This window comes from uncultured Pedobacter sp. (assembly GCF_913776295.1).
Lineage (GTDB): Bacteria > Bacteroidota > Bacteroidia > Sphingobacteriales > Sphingobacteriaceae > Pedobacter.
The window spans coordinates 46,802-70,992 of record NZ_CAJYOJ010000065.1 but is presented as its reverse complement, the minus strand read 5'-3'; the positions used below and the strand labels follow the sequence as shown (position 1 = coordinate 70,992).

Here is a 24,191-nt window from a genome sequence, read left to right as displayed (position 1 = left end):
TATTATGGCTAAGATCAAAATAACACAAGTAAAAAGCGTTATCGACAGAAGCGAGCGCCAAAAAAGAACCGTTCAGGCTTTGGGTTTATCTAAAATGAATCAGAGCGTTGAAGTAGAGGCTACTCCACAGATTATCGGTATGGTTCGTAAAGTAAACCATTTGGTAGCAATCGAAGCAATCTAGTAAAAGTTTAAAGGTAGTATGGGTATAAAAGCCGGTACTACCTTTATATATGTTTAATCGTTGTACCTGTTTAGTGAAAGCGAAGGGCAACACAAATTCAAAAAGATGAATTTAAGTAATTTAAAACCTGCAGTAGGTTCTACAAAAAACAGTAAAAGAATTGGTCGTGGTACAGGTTCTGGTCGTGGCGGTACTTCTACCCGTGGTCACAAAGGTGCGGGATCTCGTTCAGGTCACAAAACCAAAATCGGTTTTGAAGGCGGTCAAATGCCTTTACAACGTCGTGTGCCTAAAGTTGGTTTCAAACCAATCAACCGCACTGAGTATGTAGGTGTAAACTTAGACGTTTTACAAGCATTAGCTGAAAAACATAGCTTAACAACTATCGATTTTGCTGCGTTACAAGCACATGGTTTAGCTTCTAAAAACGACTTGGTTAAAATTTTAGGTCGTGGCGAAGTTAAAGCAAATCTAGAAATTACAGCACATGCGTTCTCTGCAACCGCACAAAAAGCTATTGAAGCTGCAGGTGGTTCTATTGTAAAATTGTAATTATTAAATGAAGAAGCTATTTACTACTTTAAGTAATATCTGGAAAATTCAGGAATTAAAAGAGCGTATATTGTTTACGCTCTTAATTCTTTTGGTATACCGTTTCGTATCTCACGTGGTTTTACCAGGTGTAGATCCAACTGCTTTAGGCAATAATGAGAAATCAGGAATTTTAGGCTTACTGGATATGTTCGCCGGCGGTTCTTTCTCTCGTGTGTCTATTTTGGCGTTGGGGGTAATGCCTTACATTTCTGCATCGATTGTGGTGCAGCTATTGGGTATTGCTGTTCCTTCTTTCCAAAAAATGCAGAAAGAAGGCGAAAGTGGTAGAAAGAAAATGAACCAGATTACCCGCTACCTAACAGTAGCAATCACAATCGTTCAGTCTGTTGGTTACGTTAAAACGCAAGTTCCTGCTGAAGCTATTTTATTGCCAAATACTTTATTTTTAGTGTTGTCTACGTTTGTATTAACGGCAGGTACGTTATTTGTAATGTGGTTAGGTGAAAAAATTACAGATAAAGGTATTGGTAACGGTACATCACTAATCATCATGGTTGGTATTATTGCACGTTTACCGGTGGCAATTTCTCAAGAGTTTAGTGCACGTGTGGGTTCGGCTAGTGAAGGTGGAGGCCCGGTTGCATTGGTTTTGGAAATCGTTGCTTTATTTGCTGTGGTAATGTTTACCATTTTAATTGTTCAAGGTGTACGTAAAGTGCCTGTACAATACGCCAAGAAAATTGTTGGTAACCGCCAGTTTGGTGGTGTTCGTCAGTACATTCCTTTGAAGGTTAATGCTGCCGGGGTTATGCCTATCATTTTTGCTCAGGCGTTAATGTTTATTCCAGGTGCTTTAATGCAGTTTGTTCCTTCATTACAGGGTTCTTGGTTAATCCAGTTCAGCAATACCACTTCGTTGGCTTATAGCTTAACGTTCGCATTTTTAATTATCGCATTCACTTTTTTCTATACAGCCATTACAGTTAATCCAACTCAAATGAGCGATGATATGAAGAAAAATGGTGGTTTTATTCCGGGTATTAAACCGGGTTTTGCAACATCAACTTTTATTGATGATGTCATTTCAAAAATCACTTTCCCGGGTGCTGTATTTTTAGCGATCATTGCTATTCTTCCTTCAATTGCGGTTAAGTTTGGTATTAAACAAGAGTTTGCACACTTCTTCGGTGGTACTTCTTTATTGATTTTAGTTGGTGTGGTATTAGATACATTACAGCAAATCGAAAGTTATCTATTGATGCGCCATTATGATGGTTTGATGAAAACGGGTAGAGTTACTGGCAGAACAGGAGTTCCTGCTGCAAGTAGCAACGCAGCGCTGTAGTGTAAAGATGTCTAAAATTTATTACAAGTCTCTTGAGGAGATCGAGTTAATAAGAGAAAGTTCCATGCTTGTTTCTAAAACTTTGGCCGAAGTGGCCAAGGTGATAAAAGCAGGCATGACTACTATTCAGTTAGATGAGTTAGCCTACGAGTTTATTAGTGATCATGGAGCGATTCCTGCATTTTTGAATTACAATGGTTTTCCCTATTCATTGTGTATTTCGCCAAATGAACAAGTTGTTCATGGTTTTCCCAGCGAATATGTAATACAAGAGGGCGACCTCATTTCTGTTGATTGTGGGGTAATTAAAAACAATTATTTTGGCGATTCAGCCTATACTTTCGCAATAGGAGAGATCGATGCTGAAAAACAAAAGTTGCTTACGGTTACTCAACGTTGCCTGGAACTGGGTATTGAAAAAGCTGTTGTTGGCATGCGTACCGGTGATGTAGGCTATGCCGTTCAGCAGTATGCAGAAACTAATGGATTTGGTGTAGTAAGAGAGCTTGTTGGACATGGCGTTGGTATAAAACTTCACGAGAAACCGGAGGTTCCGAATTATGGGAAACGTGGCGCAGGACCAAAACTGGAAGAAGGAATGGTCATTGCAATAGAGCCCATGATTAATGCAGGCGTAGCCGGTGTTAAATTCCATAACGATGGATGGACGGTAACCAGTAAAGACAATAAACCATCGGCACATTTTGAACACACAGTTGCCATTAAAAAGGGCCAGGCAGACGTTTTATCGACGTTTTCTATAATAGAAGAAGTTTTGCAACAAAAAAAATAAATAATTAAAATTTTTTGTTTAATTTTGCAACCCTGTTTAGAAGCAGCTAATTAAGTAACAATCAATAAAATATGGCTAAACAAGCCTCAATTGAACAAGACGGAGTAATAAGGGAAGCATTATCTAATGCAATGTTCCGGGTAGAACTCGAGAACGGTCATGAGATAATTGCCCATATTTCAGGAAAGATGCGGATGCACTACATCAAAATCCTTCCTGGAGATAAGGTTAAATTGGAAATGTCTCCTTATGATTTAACAAAAGGACGCATTACTTATAGATACAAATAAAATGAAAGTTAGATCATCAATTAAAAAACGTAGCGCTGATTGCAAGATTATTCGCCGTAAAGGAAAACTTTACGTAATCAACAAGAAAAATCCTAAATACAAGCAACGTCAAGGGTAATTAGAAAATAGTGTAATTTACCGTACAACGGTGGCCCGCCGTTCGGAATTACTGCAAAACAATAATAAATATGGCAAGGATTTCAGGTATTGATTTACCAAGAAACAAAAGAGGAGAGATCGGTTTAACCTATATCTATGGTATTGGTAGAACAACTGCTCAACGTATTTTAACTACGGCAGGTATCGATTTAAACAAAAAAGTACAAGATTGGTCTGATGATGAGTTATCAGCAATCCGTACCATGATCAACGATGAGATTAAAGTAGAAGGTGCTTTACGCTCGGAGGTTCAGTTAAACATCAAACGTTTAATGGATATTGGTTGTTACCGTGGTTTACGTCACAGAAAAGGTTTACCTTCTCGTGGTCAGCGTACTAAAAACAACTCACGTACTCGTAAGGGTAAGAGAAAAACAGTTGCTAACAAGAAAAAAGCTACTAAATAATAGATAGATGTGAGATGTGAGATATGAGATGTGATGACACATCTTTTATATCTGCTCAAATCTGGAATAAAAGAGAAAAAGTAGGATACTGAGTATCGGGGTATAGAAGATCTTATATCTCAAGTCTCATATCTAAAATCTAAAAGATAAAATGGCTAAAAGTAAAAAAGTAACAAAAAAACGTATCGTTGTAATCGAGCCTGTTGGTCAGGCGCATATCAATGCTACTTTTAACAACATCATCGTTACCTTAACAAATAACAACGGACAGACTATCTCATGGTCTTCTGCAGGTAAAATGGGCTTCAAAGGTTCTAAAAAGAACACGCCTTATGCAGCTGGTCAAGCAGCTTCAGATTGCGGTAAGGTTGCGTTTGATTTAGGTTTACGTAAAGTTGAAGTATTTGTAAAAGGTCCGGGTTCAGGTCGTGAGTCTGCAATCAGAACTTTACAGGTAGCAGGTTTAGAAGTAACATCTATCAAAGATATTACTCCACTTCCTCACAACGGATGTCGTCCTCCTAAAAAGAGAAGAGTTTAATTAATTTTAAAGCTAAGAATCTCCAGCTACAGGTTGGATGATACTTTAAAAACAGAAAAAAATGGCAAGATATACAGGCCCAAAATCAAAAATCGCACGTAAATTCAGAGAACCAATTTTCGGTCCTGATAAAGTGTTAGACAGAAAAAATTATCCTCCCGGCCAACACGGCGTTTCAAAGAGAAGAGGAAAACAATCTGAGTACGCCATCCAGTTAATGGAGAAACAAAAAGTAAAATACACTTATGGTGTATTGGAAAAACAATTCAGTAACTTGTTTAAAAAAGCATCTTCACGTGCTGGTATCACTGGTGATAACTTACTTCAATTATTGGAAGCACGTTTAGATAATACAGTTTACCGTTTAGGTATTTCAACAACCCGTTCTGGTGCACGCCAGTTAGTTAGCCATAAACACGTAACCGTGAATGGTGAAGTTGTAAATATTCCTTCATATCAGTTAAAAGCTGGTGATGTGGTTGCTGTTCGTGAAAAATCTAAATCTTTAGAATCAATTAGTAACTCAGTTGCAGGCAGAACAATCAACAAGTTCGCATGGTTAGAGTGGAACGCCAGTGAATTAACTGGTAAATTCTTAACCTACCCTCAACGTGATGAGATTCCTGAAAACATCAAGGAAAACTTAATCATCGAGTTGTACTCAAAGTAATAAATGAGCTAGTTAATTACCTCAAAAGGGTAATTAACTTTTTTCATATTACTATATATTCAATAACGAATTTAAAAAAATATAAATGGCAATTTTAGCATTTCAGAAACCAGACAAAGTGATCATGCAGAAATCAACCGATTTCGATGGCACATTTGAATTTCGTCCTTTAGAGCCCGGTTTCGGTGTAACAATTGGTAATGCCTTAAGAAGAATTTTACTTTCTTCGTTAGAAGGTTATGCTATTACTACTATTCGTTTTTCAGGCGTTTCTCACGAATTTTCTACCATTAAAGGTGTTGTAGAAGATTTAACTGACATTATCTTAAACTTAAAACAGGTTCGTTTTAAGAAAACAGGTGATTCAGGTGATTCTGAAAAAGTTTTCATCATCGTTAATGGTCAAGATCAGTTTAAGGCTGGTGATATCACTAAATTCTCTAACAACTTTACAGTTTTAAATCCTGAGCATGTTATTTGCAATATGGATAAATCTGTTACTTTGGAAGTGGAATTAACCATCAATAAAGGACGTGGTTATGTACCTGCTGAAGAAAATAAAGTTGCTGATGCTGTTGTAGGTGTAATCGCAATCGATTCGATTTATACTCCAATGAAAAATGTAAAATACACGATTGAAAACTTTCGTGTTGAGCAAAAAACGGATTATGAAAAATTGGTTTTAGATATCTCTACTGACGGTTCAATTCATCCTGAAGAAGCATTAAAAGAAGCGGCTAAGATCCTGATCCAACACTTTATGTTATTCTCAGATGAGAATTTAGTATTAGAATCTCAGGCAAAGGAAGAAACCAAAGAAGTTGATGAGGAAATTTTACACATGCGTAAAATCCTTAAAACTGAATTGGTAGATATGGATCTTTCAGTTAGGGCACTAAATTGCTTAAAAGCTGCTGATATCCGTACTTTAGCTGATTTAGTTTCTTATGATGTGGCTGATATGTTAAAATTCAGAAACTTCGGTAAGAAATCTTTAACAGAGATCCAGGAATTGGTAAAATCAAAAGGTTTATCATTCGGTATGAACCTGTCTAAATTTAAATTAGACGAAGAGTAGTACGCATAGCGCCGTGCGCTTAGCGCAAAGCGTTGAATTAACAATTAGTTCACAGTGTATAATTCCCTCTGAGACAGAGACGGTATACACTTAATCAAAAAACAATGAGACACGGTAAAAAAGTAAACCACTTAGGTAGAACCGACAGCCACAGAAAAGCGATGTTAGCTAACATGGCTACATCACTAATTAAAGCAAAAAGAATTACTACAACTTTAGCAAAAGCTAAAGCGTTACGTACTTATGTTGAGCCATTAATCACTAAAGCGAAAAATGACACCACTCACTCACGTCGTACAGTTTTCTCTTATTTACAGGATAAAGAAGTAATCACTATTTTGTTCCGCGAAGTAGCTGAGAAAGTGGCAAACCGTCCAGGTGGTTATACTCGTATCATTAAATTAAACAATCGTCAGGGTGATAACGCTGAGATGGCTTTAATTGAATTGGTAGACTACAATACAGTTTACGGTAAAGATGTAGAAGTTAAAGAAGAGAAGAAAACAACTCGTCGTGGTAGAAGTAAATCGGCTGCGCCTAAAGCGGCTGAAGCAAAAGCTGAAACTGCCGAAGAAGTTGCTCCTGCTGAAGAAGCTCCTGCTACTGAAGAACCAAAAGGAGAATAATTTTATTCGACTTAAGTATACAAAAGTCCTGTTCGAAAGAGCAGGACTTTTTTTATTACCTTGAAGGGAAATTTTACTAACACTTATGAAAGTATTTGCGAGCCTATTATTTATTTTCTTTACTTGTCTATCTTCCATTTATGCCCAGGATCTTGACAGTTATCATTCACTTAAAGTAGTTGGTCAAACCTTGTCAATCAGAGGACATAAAATCGAGATTAATTCAGATGGTTTTTTAAAACAAGTAGGCGGCGGCTATTTGTCAGATAGTATCGCTAAACTCCATCAAATACTTTATGAGCCTATTCATTTTCACTATTATATCGACTCCAAAAAACAATTAAAATTTGTTCCAACCGAATTCAGGTTTTTAGCCGTTGGAAAAGATTCTGTTACCTGGCGTGCGCGAAGTACAGCTGAAGGCCTGAATCAGGATGTTTTTGGAAAGGCCTATGCTAACGGAGTCATTCGGTTTAAAGTGTCTGTTTCAGGTGTTCAGGTTAAATTCCAAAATATCAGTTTTCATATCCCGTTCAATATCAGCAATTCAAACTATTTCGCTGGTTTAGGCCAAAAGGGCAATGCACGTCCGGACACGGTGAAGTGGAATTTCAGTAGCCGTTTAAAAACGAAACCCGCTTTTTGGGTAGGCAATGTTTGGGAGGGGCTTTATTTAAGATTGGATGATCGACCCGTAGTTAACAATCATAGGATCTTAAACGGTTGGTTAAATGAGAAAAACGAAGGTTTTCAAATTAATGTTAAGGGAGGTTCTATGCTTTCGGATTTTACTACCGGCAGTATCGCGTTAGCTTCAGGACAAGAACTAACTTTCAATTATACTATCGTAATTTCTGAACGAGGTAATCTGAAACTACCGGTTAATTCAAAGGAGAAATTTAAGCAGTTATTATATTTAGACCTGCATACAAAATAAAAGGAGCGAGTGTTCGCTCCTTTAAGTTAAATCTTTACATTCTCCATTCCATACTGCTTCAATACATCAGCAGGAACACCAGCCCATTGATTTGGCGCATTACCAACATAACCGATATCTTTTACGCCCATTTCTGTGGTGTAAAAACCTGAGGCGGTTAAATTTCTCATTCTGTTGAAAAAGGCTACGCCCGCCTGCACTTCTGGTCGGGCTTTTTTAGGATAAGCAATTTCATCAACTATAGAGATTTGTTGATCTGCAGAGGCTTCAATAAAAGGTTTTTGAAATTTATTAAAGCTATATACATCCAGCCATTTCAGTCCGCCGCGCATAGGTGTTTTATGTTCGGGAATGTCTTTTACGATAAATTCGATAAACTCTGGTACTTTGGCATCAGAAGCGCTACCCGAAACTTCGTCCTTCGGGATAATGATGTCGGCTAGAACGGTAATGGTAGCCATTTCATGTTTGGTGAAAAAAGTTTCAGATTTCAGATTTTTATCACGGTCCAATTCCCACTGTTCCCTGCCTGCTTCTTTTGCACCTTCTTCAGGCGCAGTAACCTCGGTTTTTGCTTCAGGTTGCTTACAGGCCTCGAGTAGCACGGTTGTGCTGATGGCGGTTAAACCTAGTGCTTTTAGTGAATCACGTCTATTCATGTTGTAATTCTTTAAATGTTTTGTTTTTTCTTTTGAGCTAAAATATATTCTGCAGTGCGCATGGACAGGGCCAGGATAGTCCAGGTAGCATTTTTATCGCCCTGTTGTACAAACGGACCCGCATCTACCACAAACAGATTTTTACAATCATGTGCCTGGCAGTATTTGTTTAAAGCCGATTTTTTAGGGTCGTCGCCCATGCGTATGGTACCTACCTCGTGGATGATTTTTCCGGGATTGAGTAAACCGTAATTGGTATCTGCACCTTGAATTTCGGAGGTTACCACTGCACCCATTTCCTTCATAATCGAAAGAAAAGTTTCCTGCATGTGTTTCGCCTGTAAAATTTCATCTTTATCCCATTTATAGTTAAACCTTAAAACCGGAATGCCATATTTATCTACCGTGTTCGGATCGATTTCGCAATAATTGCTTTCTCTCGCAATAGCGGTACCACGGCCGGCCATACCTACACCAGTGCCATAAAACCTCCGATAATCATCTTTTAGTGATTTTCCGTAACCTCCGGCTTCTTTCATTTTTCCATCTCTGCCAGGTACCATCCCGTTCATTTGAGCTACGCCGCCACCAAAACCATAAGCAGGCATGCCCATCCCGCCCCAATATTCAATATGGTAACCTCGTGGGAAGTTGAGTTTGCGATTATCCAACCACCATGGTGAATAGATGTGAACACTACCAACACCGTCTTCATTATAACGTTTCCGATCCATTAACTGCGGCAGAAAGCCCGAAACGCTTGCCCCTGTAGAATCGTGCAGGTACTTGCCCACTACACCACTGCTATTGGCCAGGCCATTTGGATGTGAAGTTGATTTGGAATTCAATAATATTCGCGCTGATTCGCAGGCACTCGCACCTAAAATAACCAGCTTGCCGTTTACCTGATATTCCTGTAAATCTTTTCGGTTGACATAAGAAACACCTTTTGCAGTACCGTCTTTATCGGTAATCACTTCACGTACCATTGCATCGGTAATAACCGTTAGGTTTCCGGTTTTTACTGCAGGGTTTACCAGGCACGATGATGATGAAAAATCGCCATAGACTTTACAGCTTCTTCCACATTGTCCACAATAAAAACAAGGTGCGCGATCATTGTTATTGGGTAGAGCTTCTGTTAATACAGAACCACGACCGGTAATGACCTTCACGCCGGCTTTTTCAGCACCTTTTTTGATGAAAAGCTCGTTTAACCTCGGTTTAGGCGGTTTCATAAAAATGCCGTCAGGTTCATTTTCTAAACCTTCTGCTGTTCCATAAATACCGATCATGCGGTCAACTTTATCATAAAATGGTTTTACATCCGCGTAGGTTATCGGCCAGGCATCAGTCAAACCATCTTTGGGCTTAAAATCATCCGGACCCATCCGTAAAGAAATCCTTCCCCAGTGGTTGGTACGGCCACCCAGCATACGCGATCGGAACCACTCGAATTCGCTTTTGTTTTTCTGGGTATAAGGCTCGCCTTCCAGTTCCCAGCCGCCATAAGAAGCATCAAAATCACCAAAGGGGCGAACGGTTCCTGCCCCGCGACGTGGTGATTCCCACGGCCATTTTAATTGATGTGAATCCAATCGAGGATCGAAATTTTGACCGGCCTCGAGCATTAAAACCTTTTGACCGGCATGAGCCAGCACATAGGCTGCCATTCCGCCACCTGCACCCGAGCCAACAATAATGGCATCGTATACAGTAGGCGATTTTTTTATCTGAAAGTCACTCATGTATTGTGATTAGCTATTTGAATACCCTAATCTAAAATTTAATTTTTTGAAAAAAAAGTGTTCCACTATTTTGGAATCAGTATAGATAATGATGCTATGGCGGGTTTCTAAATCGTATTACGTCATTCATCTATTTAAATCAATACCAACGATTTTTATGGTTAAAGATGGCAATCCTTCGTGCATTTTATCTCTTCCATTTTTTTATATGGTCGCTCTATTGTTACATTATTCATTGAGTATTCGGCTCCAGATAAACTTGATTATCTTTGTATTTCAAATCAATAGCAGTGTCAGAATATATCAAGCAATTTATTACCGCTTTAAAAGCCAGTTTAAAAGAAGAAAATTTTGTAAAAGTTTCTTTAGGGAATTATAAAGGGGCAGAAGAAGCCTTGAAACAATTGTTGATCCGTAAGGTGATAATTAAACGTGAAGATAGACTGGCACTTACTTATCGCTACAAAACACGCGATGTGGTTAAAAACTACGCGATCAATGAGGCCATCGATTTAATTGAGAATTATCTGACAACCGGATTTAAAATAGCTACGCTATTTACGACCGAGAACGACCTCATACTGGAGGAAATGAACAATGGAAAGGTTGTGCTGCGTAAAGGTAAAGCAACCCGTGTAGCGGCACCATCTGCCAATCACGACAAAGAAAAAACCAGGTTGATCAAACCTGATTCGAATTCGTATTTGACAGAATTGAAAATCACTGATGCAGATGGGAAGGTTTTTAAAAATGCGCAGGATAAATTCAAGCAAATAAATCACTATATTGAAATTTTAAGCACTTTGATAAAAGAACTACCTGAAGGCACTATTAAAAAGGTTGCTGATATGGGTTCTGGCAAAGGTTATCTGACTTTTGCACTTTACGATTACCTGCATTCGGTTTTAAAATTGGAAAGCGAGGTAATCGGAGTAGAGTTCCGGCAGGATATGGTTGACTTATGTAACCAGGTTGCGGTAAAATCTGCTTTCCACAAATTGAATTTTGTACAAGGCACTATTGAAGATTATAATGCAGAAGAGGTAAACCTTTTAATTGCATTACATGCCTGCGATACCGCGACAGATGATGCCATTTATAAAGGAATTAAGGCCAATGCCGAGTTGATTGTAGTTGCGCCCTGCTGCCATAAACAGATCCGCAGGGAAATTGAACAAAACAAAGTAAAGAATGATGTTTCTTTTTTGACCAAGTACGGAATCTTTTTGGAACGTCAGGCCGAAATGGTTACTGATGGCATCCGGGCTTTGATTTTGGAGTATTTTGGCTATAAAACCAAAGTTCTCGAATTTATTTCTGATGCGCATACGCCTAAAAATGTGCTTGTGGTGGGGGTGAAGAAAAGTCAGAAGTCTTTAGTCGGAAGTCCGAAGACTGAGGGGCAGAAAGCAATTTTAGAGAAAATTAAAGCCAGCAAGCAATACTTTGGCATTGGCTATCATCATTTGGAAAGATTGTTGGAGCTTTAAGAATATTCGTCATTCCGAATGACGATCGCCTTATTAAATTGAATACGAATTGTAAATCCAGAGTAATACTGGTTTTTCCCTGTTCTTCAACAAAGTATCTACTTTTTTCATCGTGGCATCTGATAAAACAGGGCAGCCAGCACTTTGCCCGAAAAGGGTTTGAGGATAAATTTCCTGATTAGGTACTGGACTATAGGAATGTAAGACCACAATCCGTTTAAAAGCATTGCTATTCGTTTTCTCTAAACCATACATTTTATAATGCACATGGATACCCCAATTGCTATACGCACGTCCTTTAACGTTATATTTACCCAACGAGGTGCAATAACTACCCTCCTTATTACTGAAGACAGGTTTCGTTGGGGTACTACCTCCTCCAACCCCATGGGCACATAAGCCTTCGATGATAATTTTCTTCTGTTTAAAATCATAAACGAAGAATCTGTTTTTGCCGGAATGGATACTCATGTCAACCATCATGGCAATGGAAGTATCCATGTTGTTTTTTTTACAGAAGACCAATGCTTCGCCAATTCTATCTTCACTCACTTTATTATCCACGAAAGGCTTAAATCGGAAGACGGTGAATAAAGCCAGGAGAACGAACAACTTTTGCATGGAGAATGAGTGGTATGAAGAGTAATGCACCATTTCGGTAGGTGCGATACCGACCAATAGAACTTAGTTACAAATGCAATAAGATTAATGCGACTAAAGCAGGAATAGATTGCACATAGAGAATTTTTTTACTCGCCATTGCTGCACCATAAATACCCGCAATAATCACACAGCATAGAAAAAATATAGCTACGTACATTTTCCATTCATGATCATTTATACATAGCGACCAGATTAAACCCGCTGCTAAAAAGCCATTATATAAGCCCTGATTAGCAGCCAATGTTTTTGTTGGTACGAATAAGTCTTTAGGAATGGTTTTAAATACCTGTGGTGCTTTGGTTGTCCAGGCGAACATTTCCAACCAAAGGATATAAACGTGAATAAAGGCTACTAAGCCGATTAAGATTTGTGCTGCTATTTGCATATGATAGAGATTACACAGATTTAAATGATTAAATTAATTTAAATGATTGCCCCAGATTGATTGCGTCTTTAAAGATATAAAATTATGGATGGATTTTTACGGCCCGTTGTAACTAAACCCGATAATAGCGAACACGTAGTGCAACGGAGTAAAGCGGTTAGCGGGGCTGGTGTTTCCGAAGAACTGCTGACTTTCATTTTCAAATCATTTTAAGAAATCTTTACTTTGCTCTAATACCTGAGCTTTAAACTTTGCCCTTTCAATCCATCTGTATCTTACCTGTTTTCTGTCATGCTGTCAGTATCAAATTGGGTTGTTTTTTACATTTTATCAGTCTTTTTCTCATAATCTCTGCCAAAAACCAATTGGCACAAGCATTGTTTAATAGCTGTAGAAATTATAATACTTTAAAAAGAGAAAAATAAAAATACAATGGGAAAAATTATTGGAATAGACTTAGGAACAACAAACTCTTGCGTGAGCGTAATGGAGGGCAATGAGCCTGTAGTTATCGCAAACAGTGAGGGTAAACGTACTACACCGTCTATTGTTGCTTTTGCAGAAAACGGTGAGCGTAAAGTTGGCGAGCCTGCTAAACGTCAGGCTATAACCAACCCAACAAAAACGATATATTCAATTAAACGCTTTATGGGTAGCAGCTATGACGAAAGTGCGAAAGAGGCTGGACGCGTACCTTATAAAGTAGTAAAAGGAGACAACAATACACCACGTGTTGAAATCGACGACAGAAAATACACTCCACAAGAGATTTCTGCAATGATTTTGCAAAAAATGAAAAAAACTGCCGAAGATTTCTTAGGACAGGAAGTAACTGAGGCGGTAATTACCGTACCAGCTTATTTTAATGATGCGCAACGTCAGGCGACTAAAGAAGCTGGCGAGATTGCAGGTTTATCTGTGAAACGTATCATTAACGAGCCAACTGCAGCTGCTTTAGCTTATGGTTTAGATAAAGCACACAAAGACATGAAAATTGTGGTGTTTGACTGTGGTGGTGGTACGCATGACGTTTCTGTACTGGAATTGGGTGATGGCGTTTTCGAAGTAAAATCTACCGATGGTGATACGCACTTAGGTGGTGATGACTTTGACCACATCATTATCGATTGGTTAACTCAGGAGTTTAAATCAGAAAACAACATGGACCTTTCTAAAGATCCAATGGCGTTGCAACGTTTAAAAGAAGCTGCTGAGAAAGCTAAAATTGAGTTATCAAGCACTACTTCAACTGAAATTAATTTACCATACATTACTGCTGATGCTAGTGGCCCTAAACACTTGGTACGTACATTATCTCGTGCTAAATTTGAGCAATTAGCTGATAGCTTAATTAAACGTACTATCGATCCTTGTAAATCTGCTTTGAAAAACGCTGGTTTAAGCACAGGTGATATCGACGAAATTATCCTGGTAGGTGGTTCTACACGTATTCCTGCTATTCAGGAAGCGGTTAAAGCTTTCTTCGGTAAAGAGCCAAGCAAAGGCGTTAATCCTGATGAGGTGGTAGCGATTGGTGCTGCTATTCAAGGTGGTGTATTAACTGGTGATGTGAAAGATGTATTGTTATTAGACGTTACGCCTTTATCATTAGGTATTGAAACGATGGGTGGTGTAATGACTAAATTAATTGAGTCTAACACTACGATCCCAACTAAAAAATCGGAAACCTTCTCCACTGCAGCTGATAACCAGCCTTCGGTAGAAATCCACATTTTACAAGGTGAGCGTCCGATGGCTGCTCAGAACCGTACCATTGGCCGTTTCATTTTAGATGGTATTCCACCAGCACCTCGTGGTGTGCCTCAGGTTGAAGTATCATTCGATATTGATGCCAACGGTATCTTACACGTAAGTGCTAAAGATAAAGCTACTGGTAAAGAGCAAAAAATCCGTATCGAGGCATCTTCAGGTTTAACTGATGCTGAAATCAAAAAAATGAAAGAAGAAGCGGAAGCGAATGCTGCAGATGATGCGAAGCAAAAAGAAGAAGCTGATAAAATTAACGGTGCTGATGCTTTAATTTTCTCAACGGAGAAACAATTGAAAGAGTTTGGTGACAAATTATCTGCTGATAAAAAAGCACCAATTGAAGCTGGTTTAGAGAAATTAAAAGCAGCACACTCGTCACGTAATTTCGCAGATATCGATGCGGCTTCGGCTGAATTACAAGCTGCCTGGAACGTGGCATCAGAAGAAATGTACAAAGCTGGAGAGCAACCTCAGGGTGGTGAACAACCACAAGCTGATGGACAAGCTCAAGGTGGCGATAATGTTACTGACGTTGATTTTGAAGAAGTAAAAGAAGACGATAAGAAATAGTCTTAAAGTCTTAAAGTCTGAGGTCCGTAAAGTCCGAAGATCTAAATATAGAAAGCGTTCCTGATTAAATTCAGGGACGCTTTTTTGGGTTTTAATGGTGGTTGTTTAACTTCTTGTTCCTATATGGCTTATAGGGTTAAAGTTAAAGAGATTTGGGAAATGAAAGTTAGGCGCTTTTCTGTAACTGCAGTCCCGCCATTCGCTGTAGCCCTCATGAAAAATTCGGGGCTGCCGCTGCTGTCAGGTTTATGTAGAAGGGCTTTTTGTTCATGGCTTTTGTTTAAAAGCTGCAAAGTTCGGATCACTTATATGAACTCAATATCTTATATAATTGCAAACTGCTAAGCTAATTTTTTATTACTCAATAGAAAAACAATTCGCTCAGTTAAAAATCCATAAAATAGACAGTTGAGCAATAACCCAATGAAGAAGACCGACCCATTCATAAAACGAAATAACAACGTATGTGTAGGGAAACGGAAAATATAATATAATTTGGCTGTTACTTGTATAGTTGGGCTGGTTCCAGAGGTACCTTCATCAAGCGCTCCAAATGCAATAAATGTTATAAAAGTAAAGAGGACAAAAAGGAGTGAGGTAGAAATAAAAAGCCAAACTTTAAAATTATCGATTCTCATATTCTTCTTTTTTATTTGGCAGTATTTGTACTGCAAGATACTATCAGACTTATTAGACAAAAACATATTTAGCCCAAAAATGGAGCCCTACCCCAGTAGTCATGAAGGTAGGCTTATTCTTAGCTGAATTGTCGAAACATGTTTTATAAAATTAATCAGGATAGGTAAAATAATGATAATTAGCGATTAGTCTGAGGTATTTTGCAATAGCTTATGGCGATTAAATGCCAAACTATTGATGTTTTGAAGAATATTTTTTTCTTATGATTCTGAAGAAAAAATAAGTACGGTTAATTAAAACCGTACCTATTTTGTAATTTTTGCATTTTCTGTAGCTTATGCTTTTTAACCTTCAGAATCAATTTAATCCCAAAGTTTTTCCGGGTATGTTCCGTTTTTCACCAATTGGTCAATACTATCCTGAACATAAGGTTTATCTTCTTTATAAGTTACGCCAAACCATTTGTTTGAAGTAGGAATTACTTTAAAGGTTGCCGTATTGCTTTTTACCAGGTTTTCGCCAATTAATGGAATAAAAAACTCTGCTTTAGGCTTGTCTTTATTGGCTTCCACAAATTCTTTGAACAGATCTTCAGTAATTTTGAAAACAGCAGGTGTGAAGCCCCAGAAATTCATCGAAACTGGTGTTTCATATGCCAAAGGAAATTCTTCGCCATTTTCTTCATAAAAGATCTTGCCGTCTTTAGGATACACCTTGGTACGTTCGATAATCTCTTCGAGATTGCCAGTTGCATCTACCTTACAAACCCCGCGGGAAACTGCACCAAATTCTGATAAAGTTTTTCCGATCTGGTAACCGATGATGGAGTAGTTGCTGTCCGTTACTTCTGTAGTTAAGAAATCGACCATTTTTTTAAAGGCATCGAAACCATAATAGTCATCTGCATTGATTACGCAGAAAGGTTCTTTAACTATTTTTCTACCCGATAAGATTGCATGTGCAGTACCCCAGGGCTTTTCTCTGTAAATTTCTTCTTCTATACCAAACTGTTTTAAATCGAAGTTTTGGAAAACATAATCCACTTCAATTCTTCCGGCAAGTTTAGGTTCAAAAATAGCTTTAAAGTTATCTACAAACTCTTCTTTGATGATAAATACAACTTTACCGAAACCGGCATTTATTGCATCATATATTGAATAATCGATAATCGTTTCGCCATTCGGGCCAAAACCATCAATCTGTTTCATGCTTCCATAGCGGCTGGCCATACCGGCTGCTAATATTAATAAGGTGGGTTTCATCTATTGTTTATTATATTATTGTGCGTCGAGACCTTGATGATGAAATAACTAATACATTATCTTAGTTTCAACTTGCAAAATTAGTTATTTGAGCGCTTTATTATGTTAATTAATTAGTTTTTAAAATCCAAAAAGGCCGCCACCGGTTTTTGAGCGTGTTTTTTTACCGGTAAGCATGCCAAATATACCGCGGACAATTTCTTTACCAATTTGTCGGGTGATGGTTGCACCCATTACCTGTTCAATAAGGCTCTTTTCTCCTGGTTTTGGCTTGCTTTCTTTTTCGGCTTGTTTTTGTGCTTCAGCTTCCTGTTTTTCTTGTTCGGCTGCTGCAGTTTGTTCGTTAATGCGTTTAGTTAAAATGTCATATGCACTTTCAGGGTCGATAGAATCTTTATATTTGGCATACATCGGGCTGGTATTTACCAGCTGCTCGAAATCTGCAGCTGTAAGTGGTCCCATTACGGCCCTTGGCGGGGTAAGCATGGTTGCCGATACTTCTGTTGGAATACCTTTTTCATTTAATACGGTAACCAATGCCTGTCCCGTACCTAATGAGGTTAATATTTTATCGATCTCATAAAAATCCGATTTTGGGTAAGTGTTAACCGTCTTTTTCAGGGCATCCACATCATTCGGGGTAAAAGCCCTCAATGCATGTTGCACGCGGTTGCCTAATTGGCCTAAAACACTTTCCGGAACATCGGTAGGTGCCTGTGTACAAAAGAAAACACCTATAGCTTTAGAACGGATTAACCTGATGATGGTTTCTATCTGTTCTAAAAATGCTTTGGAAGAGTTTTTGAACAATAAATGGGCTTCATCAAAAAAGAATACCAGTTTTGGTTTGTCTAAATCGCCAACCTCGGGCATGGTATTAAATAACTCAGCCAATAAACTTAATAAAAAGGTGGAGTATAATACGCGCTGGTTCTGGACATCTGCAATGTTTAATAAACTGATGGCCCCTTTGCCGTCAATCCGTTCAAAAAGATCTTCAGTATCGAAAGATTTTTCACCAAACATACCGCCTAAGCCCTGTTGTTCTATCGCTACTATTTTCCTCAGCATGGTGCCAGCTGTTGCGGTAGAAATACTGCCATAACTGCTTTTGATTTCTGCTGCGCCTGGCCCTTCTGAAAGATACGATACCAGTTTTTTTAAATCATTTAAATCGATTATCGGCAGTTTATTGTCATCAGCATATTTGAAGATGACGGCTAAAACACCTGCCTGAGTATCGTTTAAATCTAAAATTTTTGATAAAAGCGTAGGTCCAAACTCCAGGACGGTTGCACGCATCTGTGCGCCCATTCTGCCTGAAAGGGAGTAAATCTCGACCGGGAAACCTGTTGGTGAAAAAGTTTTGTTGAGCTGTTGTGCTCTTTCCTCGATTTTTGGATTAACAGAACCTGGTTGGTTCAAACCCGATAAATCGCCCTTGACATCCAACATAAAAACCGGAACACCAGCGTCTGACAGCTGCTCTGCCAGTAACTGTAGGGTCCGAGTTTTACCTGTTCCTGTTGCTCCGGCAATCAGACCGTGTCTATTCATCATTTTTAACGACAAATTAACTTCGGCTTCGCTATAGACCTGTCCATCTAAAATTCCGGCGCCTAAATAAATGCACGAACCCGAAGGAGCATAAGATGATTTTATTTTTTCGATGAATTTTGAAGAAAGATCGCTCATTTTTTAAAATTAGATTGCCAATTTAAGAAACTTATCTTGTAAAAGTTATGGTTTTATTCAGCCCTTTGATCCAAAAACATGGCATACATGGTTATTTATGGTTGATGGTTAAGCTGCCTGTAATAATTTAATTCGTTCTGAAGCACGGTGATTTGCTGCTGCATATTTTGCAATTGATTGAGCAGGTGCGAAACGGCATGAATACCTTCCAAGTTAATCTGGAGATCGTTAGCCAATCGAAGGTACTGCTCCAGTTTAGTCAATTCGTCAACAGGTAAAAAAACAGATTGCTTTTTTATAGTAGTTTGGATCAATCCAAAATCTTCCAGAGAATGGATAAAGTTGATTTCTACATGGTGATAAGCGCAGATGTCTTCTACAGGTATGAGATAAGTTTCCATAATGGTTATGATTTGGAAAGTTTTTCGAATAGTTCTTTTTGTTCAGCATTTAAATTAGTGGGTATCTTTACCTGCCATTTAATATACAGATCGCCAAACTGGTTTTCTTTTTTGTAAACCGGAAACCCTTTGCCTTTCAATCTTAACGTAGTATCGGGCTGTGTGCCTTCCGGTACTTTAAGCTTGACTTTGCCATTTAAGGTTTCTACAATTTTTTCGCCACCTAAAATCGCTGTATAGAGATCTATTTCTTCCTGAATGTAAATATCGTTCCCTTTCCTTTTGAATTTGGGATGATCACTAATATTGAATTTGATGTATAGATCGCCTGGAGGCCCATTATTGACACCAGGAGCACCATAACCCGGAAGTTTGATCTTTTGTCCGTTTTCAACTCCTGCCGGAATGGTAATACGTACCTGTTTGCCGTTAACAGTTAAGGTTTGTTTATGTGTAGTATAGGCATCAAGCAAATTCAATTGTAACTCGGCACTATAGTCCTGGCCTTTAAATGGCGAATTTCTACTGCTTCTTCCTCCTCCACCAAACATAGAAGAAAAGAAATCAGAAAAGTCTTCACCGCCAAAACCACCAGAATAGCTGCTTCCGCCGTAAGATTGCCCTTGCGATTGATATTGCCTTTGCTGTTGTTGCTGGGCATCCAGCTGATCGGCGTGCTGCCAATCTTTTCCGTATTTATCGTATTTCTTTCTTTTTTCGGGATCGCTTAAAACTTCGTTAGCCTCATTAATTTGCTGAAACTTTTTGTTTGCCTCTTCGTTATTGGGATTAAGATCCGGATGGTGTTTGCGGGCTAATTTTCTATAAGCTTTTTTAATATCCTCTGTGGTTGCATCTTTTTTTAAATCGAGGATTTTATAATAGTCTATGTAGTCCATAATGACTTAACAAATTAATAAAGGGAATGTTCAATTTTATTGTATAAATGTAAGGTTTTAGTGTGGAAATGTGCAATGGCAAAATTGGAGAGTAGCATGGAGCAAAGAGTAAAAAATGAGCATTAAATTATCGAATGTGCTGTCAGTTGTTACCAGCTGACAGCTGGCTACTGAAATATTGGATTTCAGAATGTGATCAGTTTCAGATAGAAATATCTGACAGCACAGCAAGCAATTTAGAAGCACGATAAACAAAAAATGCCCCATATGGGGGCATTTTGATTGATATAGGTAGAGAGATATTATTTTTTGTTTTTAACATATTTTTCTAACCACTGGTCTTGCTCCCAAAGCATGTGCAGCAGGTTTTCTTTGCCACGATAGCTATGTGCTTCATATGGTAGAAACACAAATCGGGTTGTACCTCCTGCACCTTTAATGGCATTGAACAAACGTTCGCTGTTAATGGGGAAAGTACCCGGATTATCGTCTAAGTCGCCATGGATCAATAACAATGGTGTTTTAATTTTATCAGCATAACTAAACGGACTCATTTCATAATATAACTGAGGTGCCTGCCAATAGGTACGTTCCTCGTTCTGAAAACCGAATGGTGTAAGCGTACGGTTGTATGCTCCGCTTCGGGCAATACCTGCGGCAAAAAGATGAGTATGGGCCAATAGGTTTGCAGTCATAAATGCACCATAACTGTGGCCACCAACAGCCATACGTTTTTTATCGCCAACACCTAAATCAGCCAACTTATTAATCGCTGCTTCAGCATTTAGCTGTAATTGATCTACAAAGGTATCATTAGGTTTTTTACCATCTTTGGCCACAATTGGCATTTCGGCATTATCTAACACAGCATATCCGCGGGTTACCCAAAAAATAGGAGAGGCCCAGCTTATGGTTGTGAATTTATCTTTCGATCCGCGGATCTGTGCAGCATCAGCCGCAGAATTAAATTCGCGTGGATAAGCCCAGATTAAAGTTGGTAGCGGGCCATCTTTATCTTTGTTATATCCCCTTGGTAAATACAAATCGCCGGTTAAATCAACTCCATCTGCACGTTTATAAGAAATTTTTTGTTTGGTAATGCCTTCCAACGATGGGTATGGGTTAGTGAAATTGGTGATAGGCTGGTCGGCAACACGAAGCAACAGGTTTTTAATAAAATAATTAGGTGCTAATTTTTGACTTTCTTTACGGGTAATTAAAATCAGTTTATCAGGATTGACTACATCACTTACATACTCGAACGTTCCTTCGGCACTGCGCCAGATAATCTCGTTCTTTTTAGTGCTTAAATCAAATTTAGCCAGGAACGGTAAATCTCCTTTTTCTGATGAACCCACAATATTGTTCATCAGCAGTTTAGTGCCATTATCAACCGTTTTAATTACTTGTCTGCCGTATTTATTTTTGATCGTAACCGGGGAACCTGGGTTTCCATATGCATCTGTTTGGTTACGGCTGTACAGTTCTTCTACCGTTCCTGTTGTAGGGTTATAGCGGCTTACTTTAGTGGTTTGTTTGCTGCGTAGGCCTTCCATAATAAGTGCAAGGTTGGCATCGCCCCATTGTACACCTCGGTAACGGGTCTGTGTTTTAAATAATTCTTTCCCTGTTCCGGTAAAAGGTGCACTTAACGCATATACTGCATCATGATAGGGAACATTTTTTTTAATCAAACCACTATCCAGAGGCTTGCTCCATACCAATGTAGCCGGTTCATCATCCCTCCAGTCGAAAGCCCGAGGTACGTCTTGTGTATTATCATAACCAGATGGCGTACCTTCCGATGATGGTAGTTCGGCAATAACCTTAATAGTTTTACCCGACAAATCGTTGATACTTACTGTAGATGGAAAGCCATAAGCCGAAACGAGGTAGGAAAATGGTTTATGGATGGTTTCAACCATCATATAATTTTTATCGGGTGATAAACTGGTTAAGCCATAAATAGCCGGCTTACCAATGGGCGTTTCTACTCCGGCCGTGTTTTTAACCAATTGCGAGGTAGCAAAAAATTCAAACAACTGTTCATCAAACGGTGATTTGATCAGATCCTGGAAAGTAGCGCTGGGTGCAGCTTTTCCTAAATTTTGCTGGATGGTTGGCCCTTTAGGCATTAATGGTTTTGTAGGGGCGGCACTGGCAGGCTTGGTTACCGTACGGTAAATAACGGTTTGATCATTTAACCAGGTAAGACCACTTCCTAAAACTACGTTTAAAAAAGCCTTATTGATTTTAGTCGCTTTTTTTGTAGCCAGATCAATGATATATAGATCAACTCCTTTTTGAGTAGTATGTGTAAAAGCAATCTTATTTTCAGATGGATTCCAGCTAACGTTGCCAGCATACAATGGATTGGGCAAGCCGGTTACCTGAAAATTTTGATTGGATTTAATATTTTTTAAACTGAAATTGTTGATATAGGTTTGTCTGCTTGGCGAGTAATTATTCGGATTTAATCTTAATCCCGCAATTCTATATTCAGGCATAGCCAATTCTGCTACCGAAGGATAGGAATTACGCTCGCTGAACAAGATCCATTCAGCTTTGCCATCTATGCTTACGCTGGGAGTTGGTTTAGCCAGTAATAAGTCGGCAATTTCTTTTGGGGGAGTTTGGTAGCTTACTGCATCTTGTGCCGCAGAATGAAGCGAAATACAAGTGCCTGCTATCCATAAATAAAGGCTTAGTTTTTTAATCATTTCCGGTTTTATTCAAAATAAGGAATGATCAAATATGGTAAAATTTAACTTATTGCTGCGTAACTTCTTAGTGAGGCATTGTGATAAAAAAACTTGTCTATTTGATTAAATCGTTTTCTGTAGTTTTATTCTATGCCATTTGTTTTATGAATAAAACATGAAGAGGCGTAGGGGGATTTCAGATCGATTTATCATCACATCGAATCAATTGTAGTGAATAAAACAGCTCAAGACAAATAAAAATTTTATACATGAAAGATAAACAAAATAGCCACCTTTTATGATGGCTATTGTTAAGAGGAATTATTTCTTCCTTATGGTGTGCCTGCCCTCCGCGGATCTCCCGCTCACAGGACTTTTTTATCTTTCTTTTATGCTTAACAATTTAGGTAATAGTTGGTTTTAACTGGGTAAATATTTTTAAACAATATGTGGAAAATGTTAATTTCCCTAAAGTAATTCATCCTGGTCTGGATGTCCTTTCCTGCAATAGTGCGCACCTATTTTTTGTATAAAACATTTTCACTCCTCTACTGTTTGAGATGTGACTGCTGATTTATTATTATATCGTTTATTGTCAAATTATCAAAAATTATATCATGGTCGAATTGAATAAAGAGCTTTTTTGTAATCTAGGCGACCGTTCTGTTGACGGATATTTTATTTTTAACTACACATCGCAAACTTTTTCATATCTAAATAAATCATTAAGTAACATCTGGGAACTCCACTCTGATGAAGTTATTGCTGATCCGAAGTTGCTTTTAAAAAGGGTGCATCCTGAAGATTTGACGCATGTAAGGAACTGTTATAAAGAATGCCTTGAAGAGGATAAGGAAAACAAATATGAATTTCGTTTACTGTTTCTAGATAGAGAGAAGTATGTCCGGGTAATCGTATTTTCTGTTACTAATGGTGCAGTTAAGCTTTTAGTCGGTACAGTTGAAGACATCACGGTAATGCGACATAATAAAATCCACATCGAACAGATAAACGCACGAAAAAACATAACCCTGGAAGTATTGGCTCACGATTTAAAAGAACCACTGGGCATGATGAAATTAATTGCTTCATCTATGAAAGAGGGGATTGCACAAACAGGTGATGAGCGGATGATCAATTCGCTGGCATTTATTCAGGATATGTGTGAGCGTAACCTACTTTTGGTACGGAGTATGGTTAACAAGGAATTTTTAAAATCGTCTGTGGTCGAAATCCGTAAAGAGCGTGCCGATCTGGTTTGGGAACTTAAAGATGTGGTTCGTTTCTATAAACGATCGAAGCTGGGCAAAATGAAGCATATTAAATTTACCAGCTCTGCTGAACAGATTTATCTACGTCTTGATTCTATGAAGTTTATACAGGTTATTAATAACCTTATCTCAAACTCCATAAAATTTACTGCCGATTATGGTAATATTACGATACATGCCGAAGAATATGAAAGTACTGTTCTGATTACCGTTGCCGATGATGGAATAGGGATTCCGGAAGAGCTGCAGGCAGGACTTTTTAATCATTTGCCCGAAACGTTGAGGCCTGGACTTAAGGGCGAAGAATCAGGAGGATTTGGTATGGGCATAATCAAGGCCATTGTAGATTTACATCAGGGAAAAATATGGTTTGAGAGCAAAACCGGTGTTGGAACAACCTTCTATATTGAGCTGCCTAAGTAGTCGTTTTTAATTTTAAAACGGCGTAAGTT

24 protein-coding genes are annotated in these 24,191 nt (G+C 38.5%); 15 read left to right on the top strand and 9 right to left on the bottom strand.

What is annotated here, in order from left to right:
* Nucleotides 1–4 precede the first annotated feature (4 nt).
* From rpmD to QZ738_RS14585, 12 genes are all read left to right on the top strand, one after another.
* Nucleotides 5–184, top strand: a complete 180-nt coding sequence (gene rpmD / locus QZ738_RS14640) for a 50S ribosomal protein L30 (RefSeq protein WP_010599892.1) — start codon at nt 5–7, stop codon at nt 182–184.
* Between the two features lie 105 nt (nt 185–289).
* Nucleotides 290–736: a 50S ribosomal protein L15 gene (rplO, locus tag QZ738_RS14635; RefSeq protein ID WP_293788496.1), complete on the top strand. Its 447-nt coding sequence runs from the start codon at nt 290–292 to the stop codon at nt 734–736.
* 7 nt (nt 737–743) lie between these two features.
* Nucleotides 744–2,084 (top strand): preprotein translocase subunit SecY, encoded by a 1,341-nt coding sequence (gene secY / locus QZ738_RS14630; protein ID WP_090501111.1) that lies wholly within the window; start codon nt 744–746, stop codon nt 2,082–2,084.
* Nucleotides 2,085–2,091: 7 nt separating this feature from the next.
* On the top strand, nt 2,092–2,877 hold the full coding sequence (map, locus tag QZ738_RS14625) for a type I methionyl aminopeptidase (protein ID WP_293788495.1): 786 nt from the start codon (nt 2,092–2,094) through the stop codon (nt 2,875–2,877).
* Between the two features lie 71 nt (nt 2,878–2,948).
* Nucleotides 2,949–3,167, top strand: coding sequence for a translation initiation factor IF-1 (gene infA / locus QZ738_RS14620; RefSeq protein ID WP_010599888.1), 219 nt, complete (start codon nt 2,949–2,951; stop codon nt 3,165–3,167).
* Between the two features lies 1 nt (nt 3,168).
* Nucleotides 3,169–3,285 carry a 50S ribosomal protein L36 gene (gene rpmJ / locus QZ738_RS14615; RefSeq protein ID WP_010599887.1) on the top strand — a complete coding sequence of 39 codons (117 nt, stop codon included), beginning with the start codon at nt 3,169–3,171 and terminating at the stop codon, nt 3,283–3,285.
* Between the two features lie 70 nt (nt 3,286–3,355).
* Nucleotides 3,356–3,733 (top strand): 30S ribosomal protein S13, encoded by a 378-nt coding sequence (gene rpsM / locus QZ738_RS14610; RefSeq protein WP_010599886.1) that lies wholly within the window; start codon nt 3,356–3,358, stop codon nt 3,731–3,733.
* Between the two features lie 151 nt (nt 3,734–3,884).
* Complete coding sequence (gene rpsK / locus QZ738_RS14605; protein WP_039475175.1) at nt 3,885–4,274, top strand: 30S ribosomal protein S11; 390 nt, start codon at nt 3,885–3,887, stop codon at nt 4,272–4,274.
* Between the two features lie 61 nt (nt 4,275–4,335).
* Nucleotides 4,336–4,944 (top strand): 30S ribosomal protein S4, encoded by a 609-nt coding sequence (rpsD, locus tag QZ738_RS14600; RefSeq protein WP_090984033.1) that lies wholly within the window; start codon nt 4,336–4,338, stop codon nt 4,942–4,944.
* 85 nt (nt 4,945–5,029) lie between these two features.
* A complete protein-coding gene (locus QZ738_RS14595; protein ID WP_090984031.1) occupies nt 5,030–6,022 on the top strand; it encodes a DNA-directed RNA polymerase subunit alpha in 993 nt (330 codons plus the stop codon).
* 104 nt (nt 6,023–6,126) lie between these two features.
* Nucleotides 6,127–6,648 (top strand): 50S ribosomal protein L17, encoded by a 522-nt coding sequence (gene rplQ, locus QZ738_RS14590; protein ID WP_293788494.1) that lies wholly within the window; start codon nt 6,127–6,129, stop codon nt 6,646–6,648.
* An 85-nt stretch (nt 6,649–6,733) separates the two neighbouring features.
* On the top strand, nt 6,734–7,585 hold the full coding sequence (locus tag QZ738_RS14585) for a glycoside hydrolase domain-containing protein (RefSeq protein ID WP_293788493.1): 852 nt from the start codon (nt 6,734–6,736) through the stop codon (nt 7,583–7,585).
* A 26-nt stretch (nt 7,586–7,611) separates the two neighbouring features.
* Here the strand turns inward: QZ738_RS14585 and QZ738_RS14580 are convergent, their stop codons facing one another.
* Both QZ738_RS14580 and QZ738_RS14575 read right to left on the bottom strand, forming a co-directional pair.
* On the bottom strand, nt 7,612–8,244 hold the full coding sequence (locus tag QZ738_RS14580; protein WP_293788492.1) for a gluconate 2-dehydrogenase subunit 3 family protein: 633 nt from the start codon (nt 8,242–8,244) through the stop codon (nt 7,612–7,614).
* A gap of 11 nt (nt 8,245–8,255) precedes the next feature.
* Nucleotides 8,256–9,992, bottom strand: coding sequence for a GMC family oxidoreductase (locus tag QZ738_RS14575; protein WP_293788491.1), 1,737 nt, complete (start codon nt 9,990–9,992; stop codon nt 8,256–8,258).
* Between the two features lie 290 nt (nt 9,993–10,282).
* Here QZ738_RS14575 and QZ738_RS14570 point away from each other — a divergent pair, with 290 nt between their 5' ends.
* Nucleotides 10,283–11,482: an SAM-dependent methyltransferase gene (locus QZ738_RS14570; RefSeq protein ID WP_293788490.1), complete on the top strand. Its 1,200-nt coding sequence runs from the start codon at nt 10,283–10,285 to the stop codon at nt 11,480–11,482.
* Nucleotides 11,483–11,515: 33 nt separating this feature from the next.
* Here the strand turns inward: QZ738_RS14570 and QZ738_RS14565 are convergent, their stop codons facing one another.
* Nucleotides 11,516–12,103: a murein L,D-transpeptidase catalytic domain-containing protein gene (locus QZ738_RS14565; RefSeq protein WP_293788489.1), complete on the bottom strand. Its 588-nt coding sequence runs from the start codon at nt 12,101–12,103 to the stop codon at nt 11,516–11,518.
* A gap of 67 nt (nt 12,104–12,170) precedes the next feature.
* Nucleotides 12,171–12,530 (bottom strand): DUF1304 domain-containing protein, encoded by a 360-nt coding sequence (locus QZ738_RS14560; protein WP_293788488.1) that lies wholly within the window; start codon nt 12,528–12,530, stop codon nt 12,171–12,173.
* A 432-nt stretch (nt 12,531–12,962) separates the two neighbouring features.
* On the opposite strand from QZ738_RS14560, the gene dnaK reads away from it, so the two are divergent.
* The gene (gene dnaK, locus QZ738_RS14555) at nt 12,963–14,870 is read left to right on the top strand and encodes a molecular chaperone DnaK (protein WP_293788487.1); all 1,908 of its coding nucleotides are present in this window, start codon (nt 12,963–12,965) and stop codon (nt 14,868–14,870) included.
* A gap of 1,001 nt (nt 14,871–15,871) precedes the next feature.
* Here the strand turns inward: dnaK and QZ738_RS14550 are convergent.
* The 5 genes from QZ738_RS14550 to QZ738_RS14530 form a co-directional block, all read right to left on the bottom strand.
* Complete coding sequence (locus QZ738_RS14550; RefSeq protein ID WP_293788486.1) at nt 15,872–16,771, bottom strand: sugar phosphate nucleotidyltransferase; 900 nt, start codon at nt 16,769–16,771, stop codon at nt 15,872–15,874.
* Nucleotides 16,772–16,891: 120 nt separating this feature from the next.
* Entirely contained in the window at nt 16,892–18,466 is a 1,575-nt protein-coding gene (locus QZ738_RS14545) for a helicase HerA-like domain-containing protein (protein ID WP_293788485.1), read from the bottom strand.
* 95 nt (nt 18,467–18,561) lie between these two features.
* Entirely contained in the window at nt 18,562–18,867 is a 306-nt protein-coding gene (locus QZ738_RS14540; RefSeq protein WP_293788484.1) for a chaperone modulator CbpM, read from the bottom strand.
* Between the two features lie 5 nt (nt 18,868–18,872).
* A complete protein-coding gene (locus QZ738_RS14535) occupies nt 18,873–19,766 on the bottom strand; it encodes a J domain-containing protein (RefSeq protein WP_293788483.1) in 894 nt (297 codons plus the stop codon).
* A 302-nt stretch (nt 19,767–20,068) separates the two neighbouring features.
* Entirely contained in the window at nt 20,069–22,486 is a 2,418-nt protein-coding gene (locus tag QZ738_RS14530; protein ID WP_293788482.1) for a prolyl oligopeptidase family serine peptidase, read from the bottom strand.
* A gap of 599 nt (nt 22,487–23,085) precedes the next feature.
* Between QZ738_RS14530 and QZ738_RS14525 the strand changes: the two genes are divergently transcribed.
* A complete protein-coding gene (locus QZ738_RS14525) occupies nt 23,086–24,162 on the top strand; it encodes a PAS domain-containing sensor histidine kinase (RefSeq protein ID WP_293788481.1) in 1,077 nt (358 codons plus the stop codon).
* Nucleotides 24,163–24,191 lie beyond the last annotated feature (29 nt).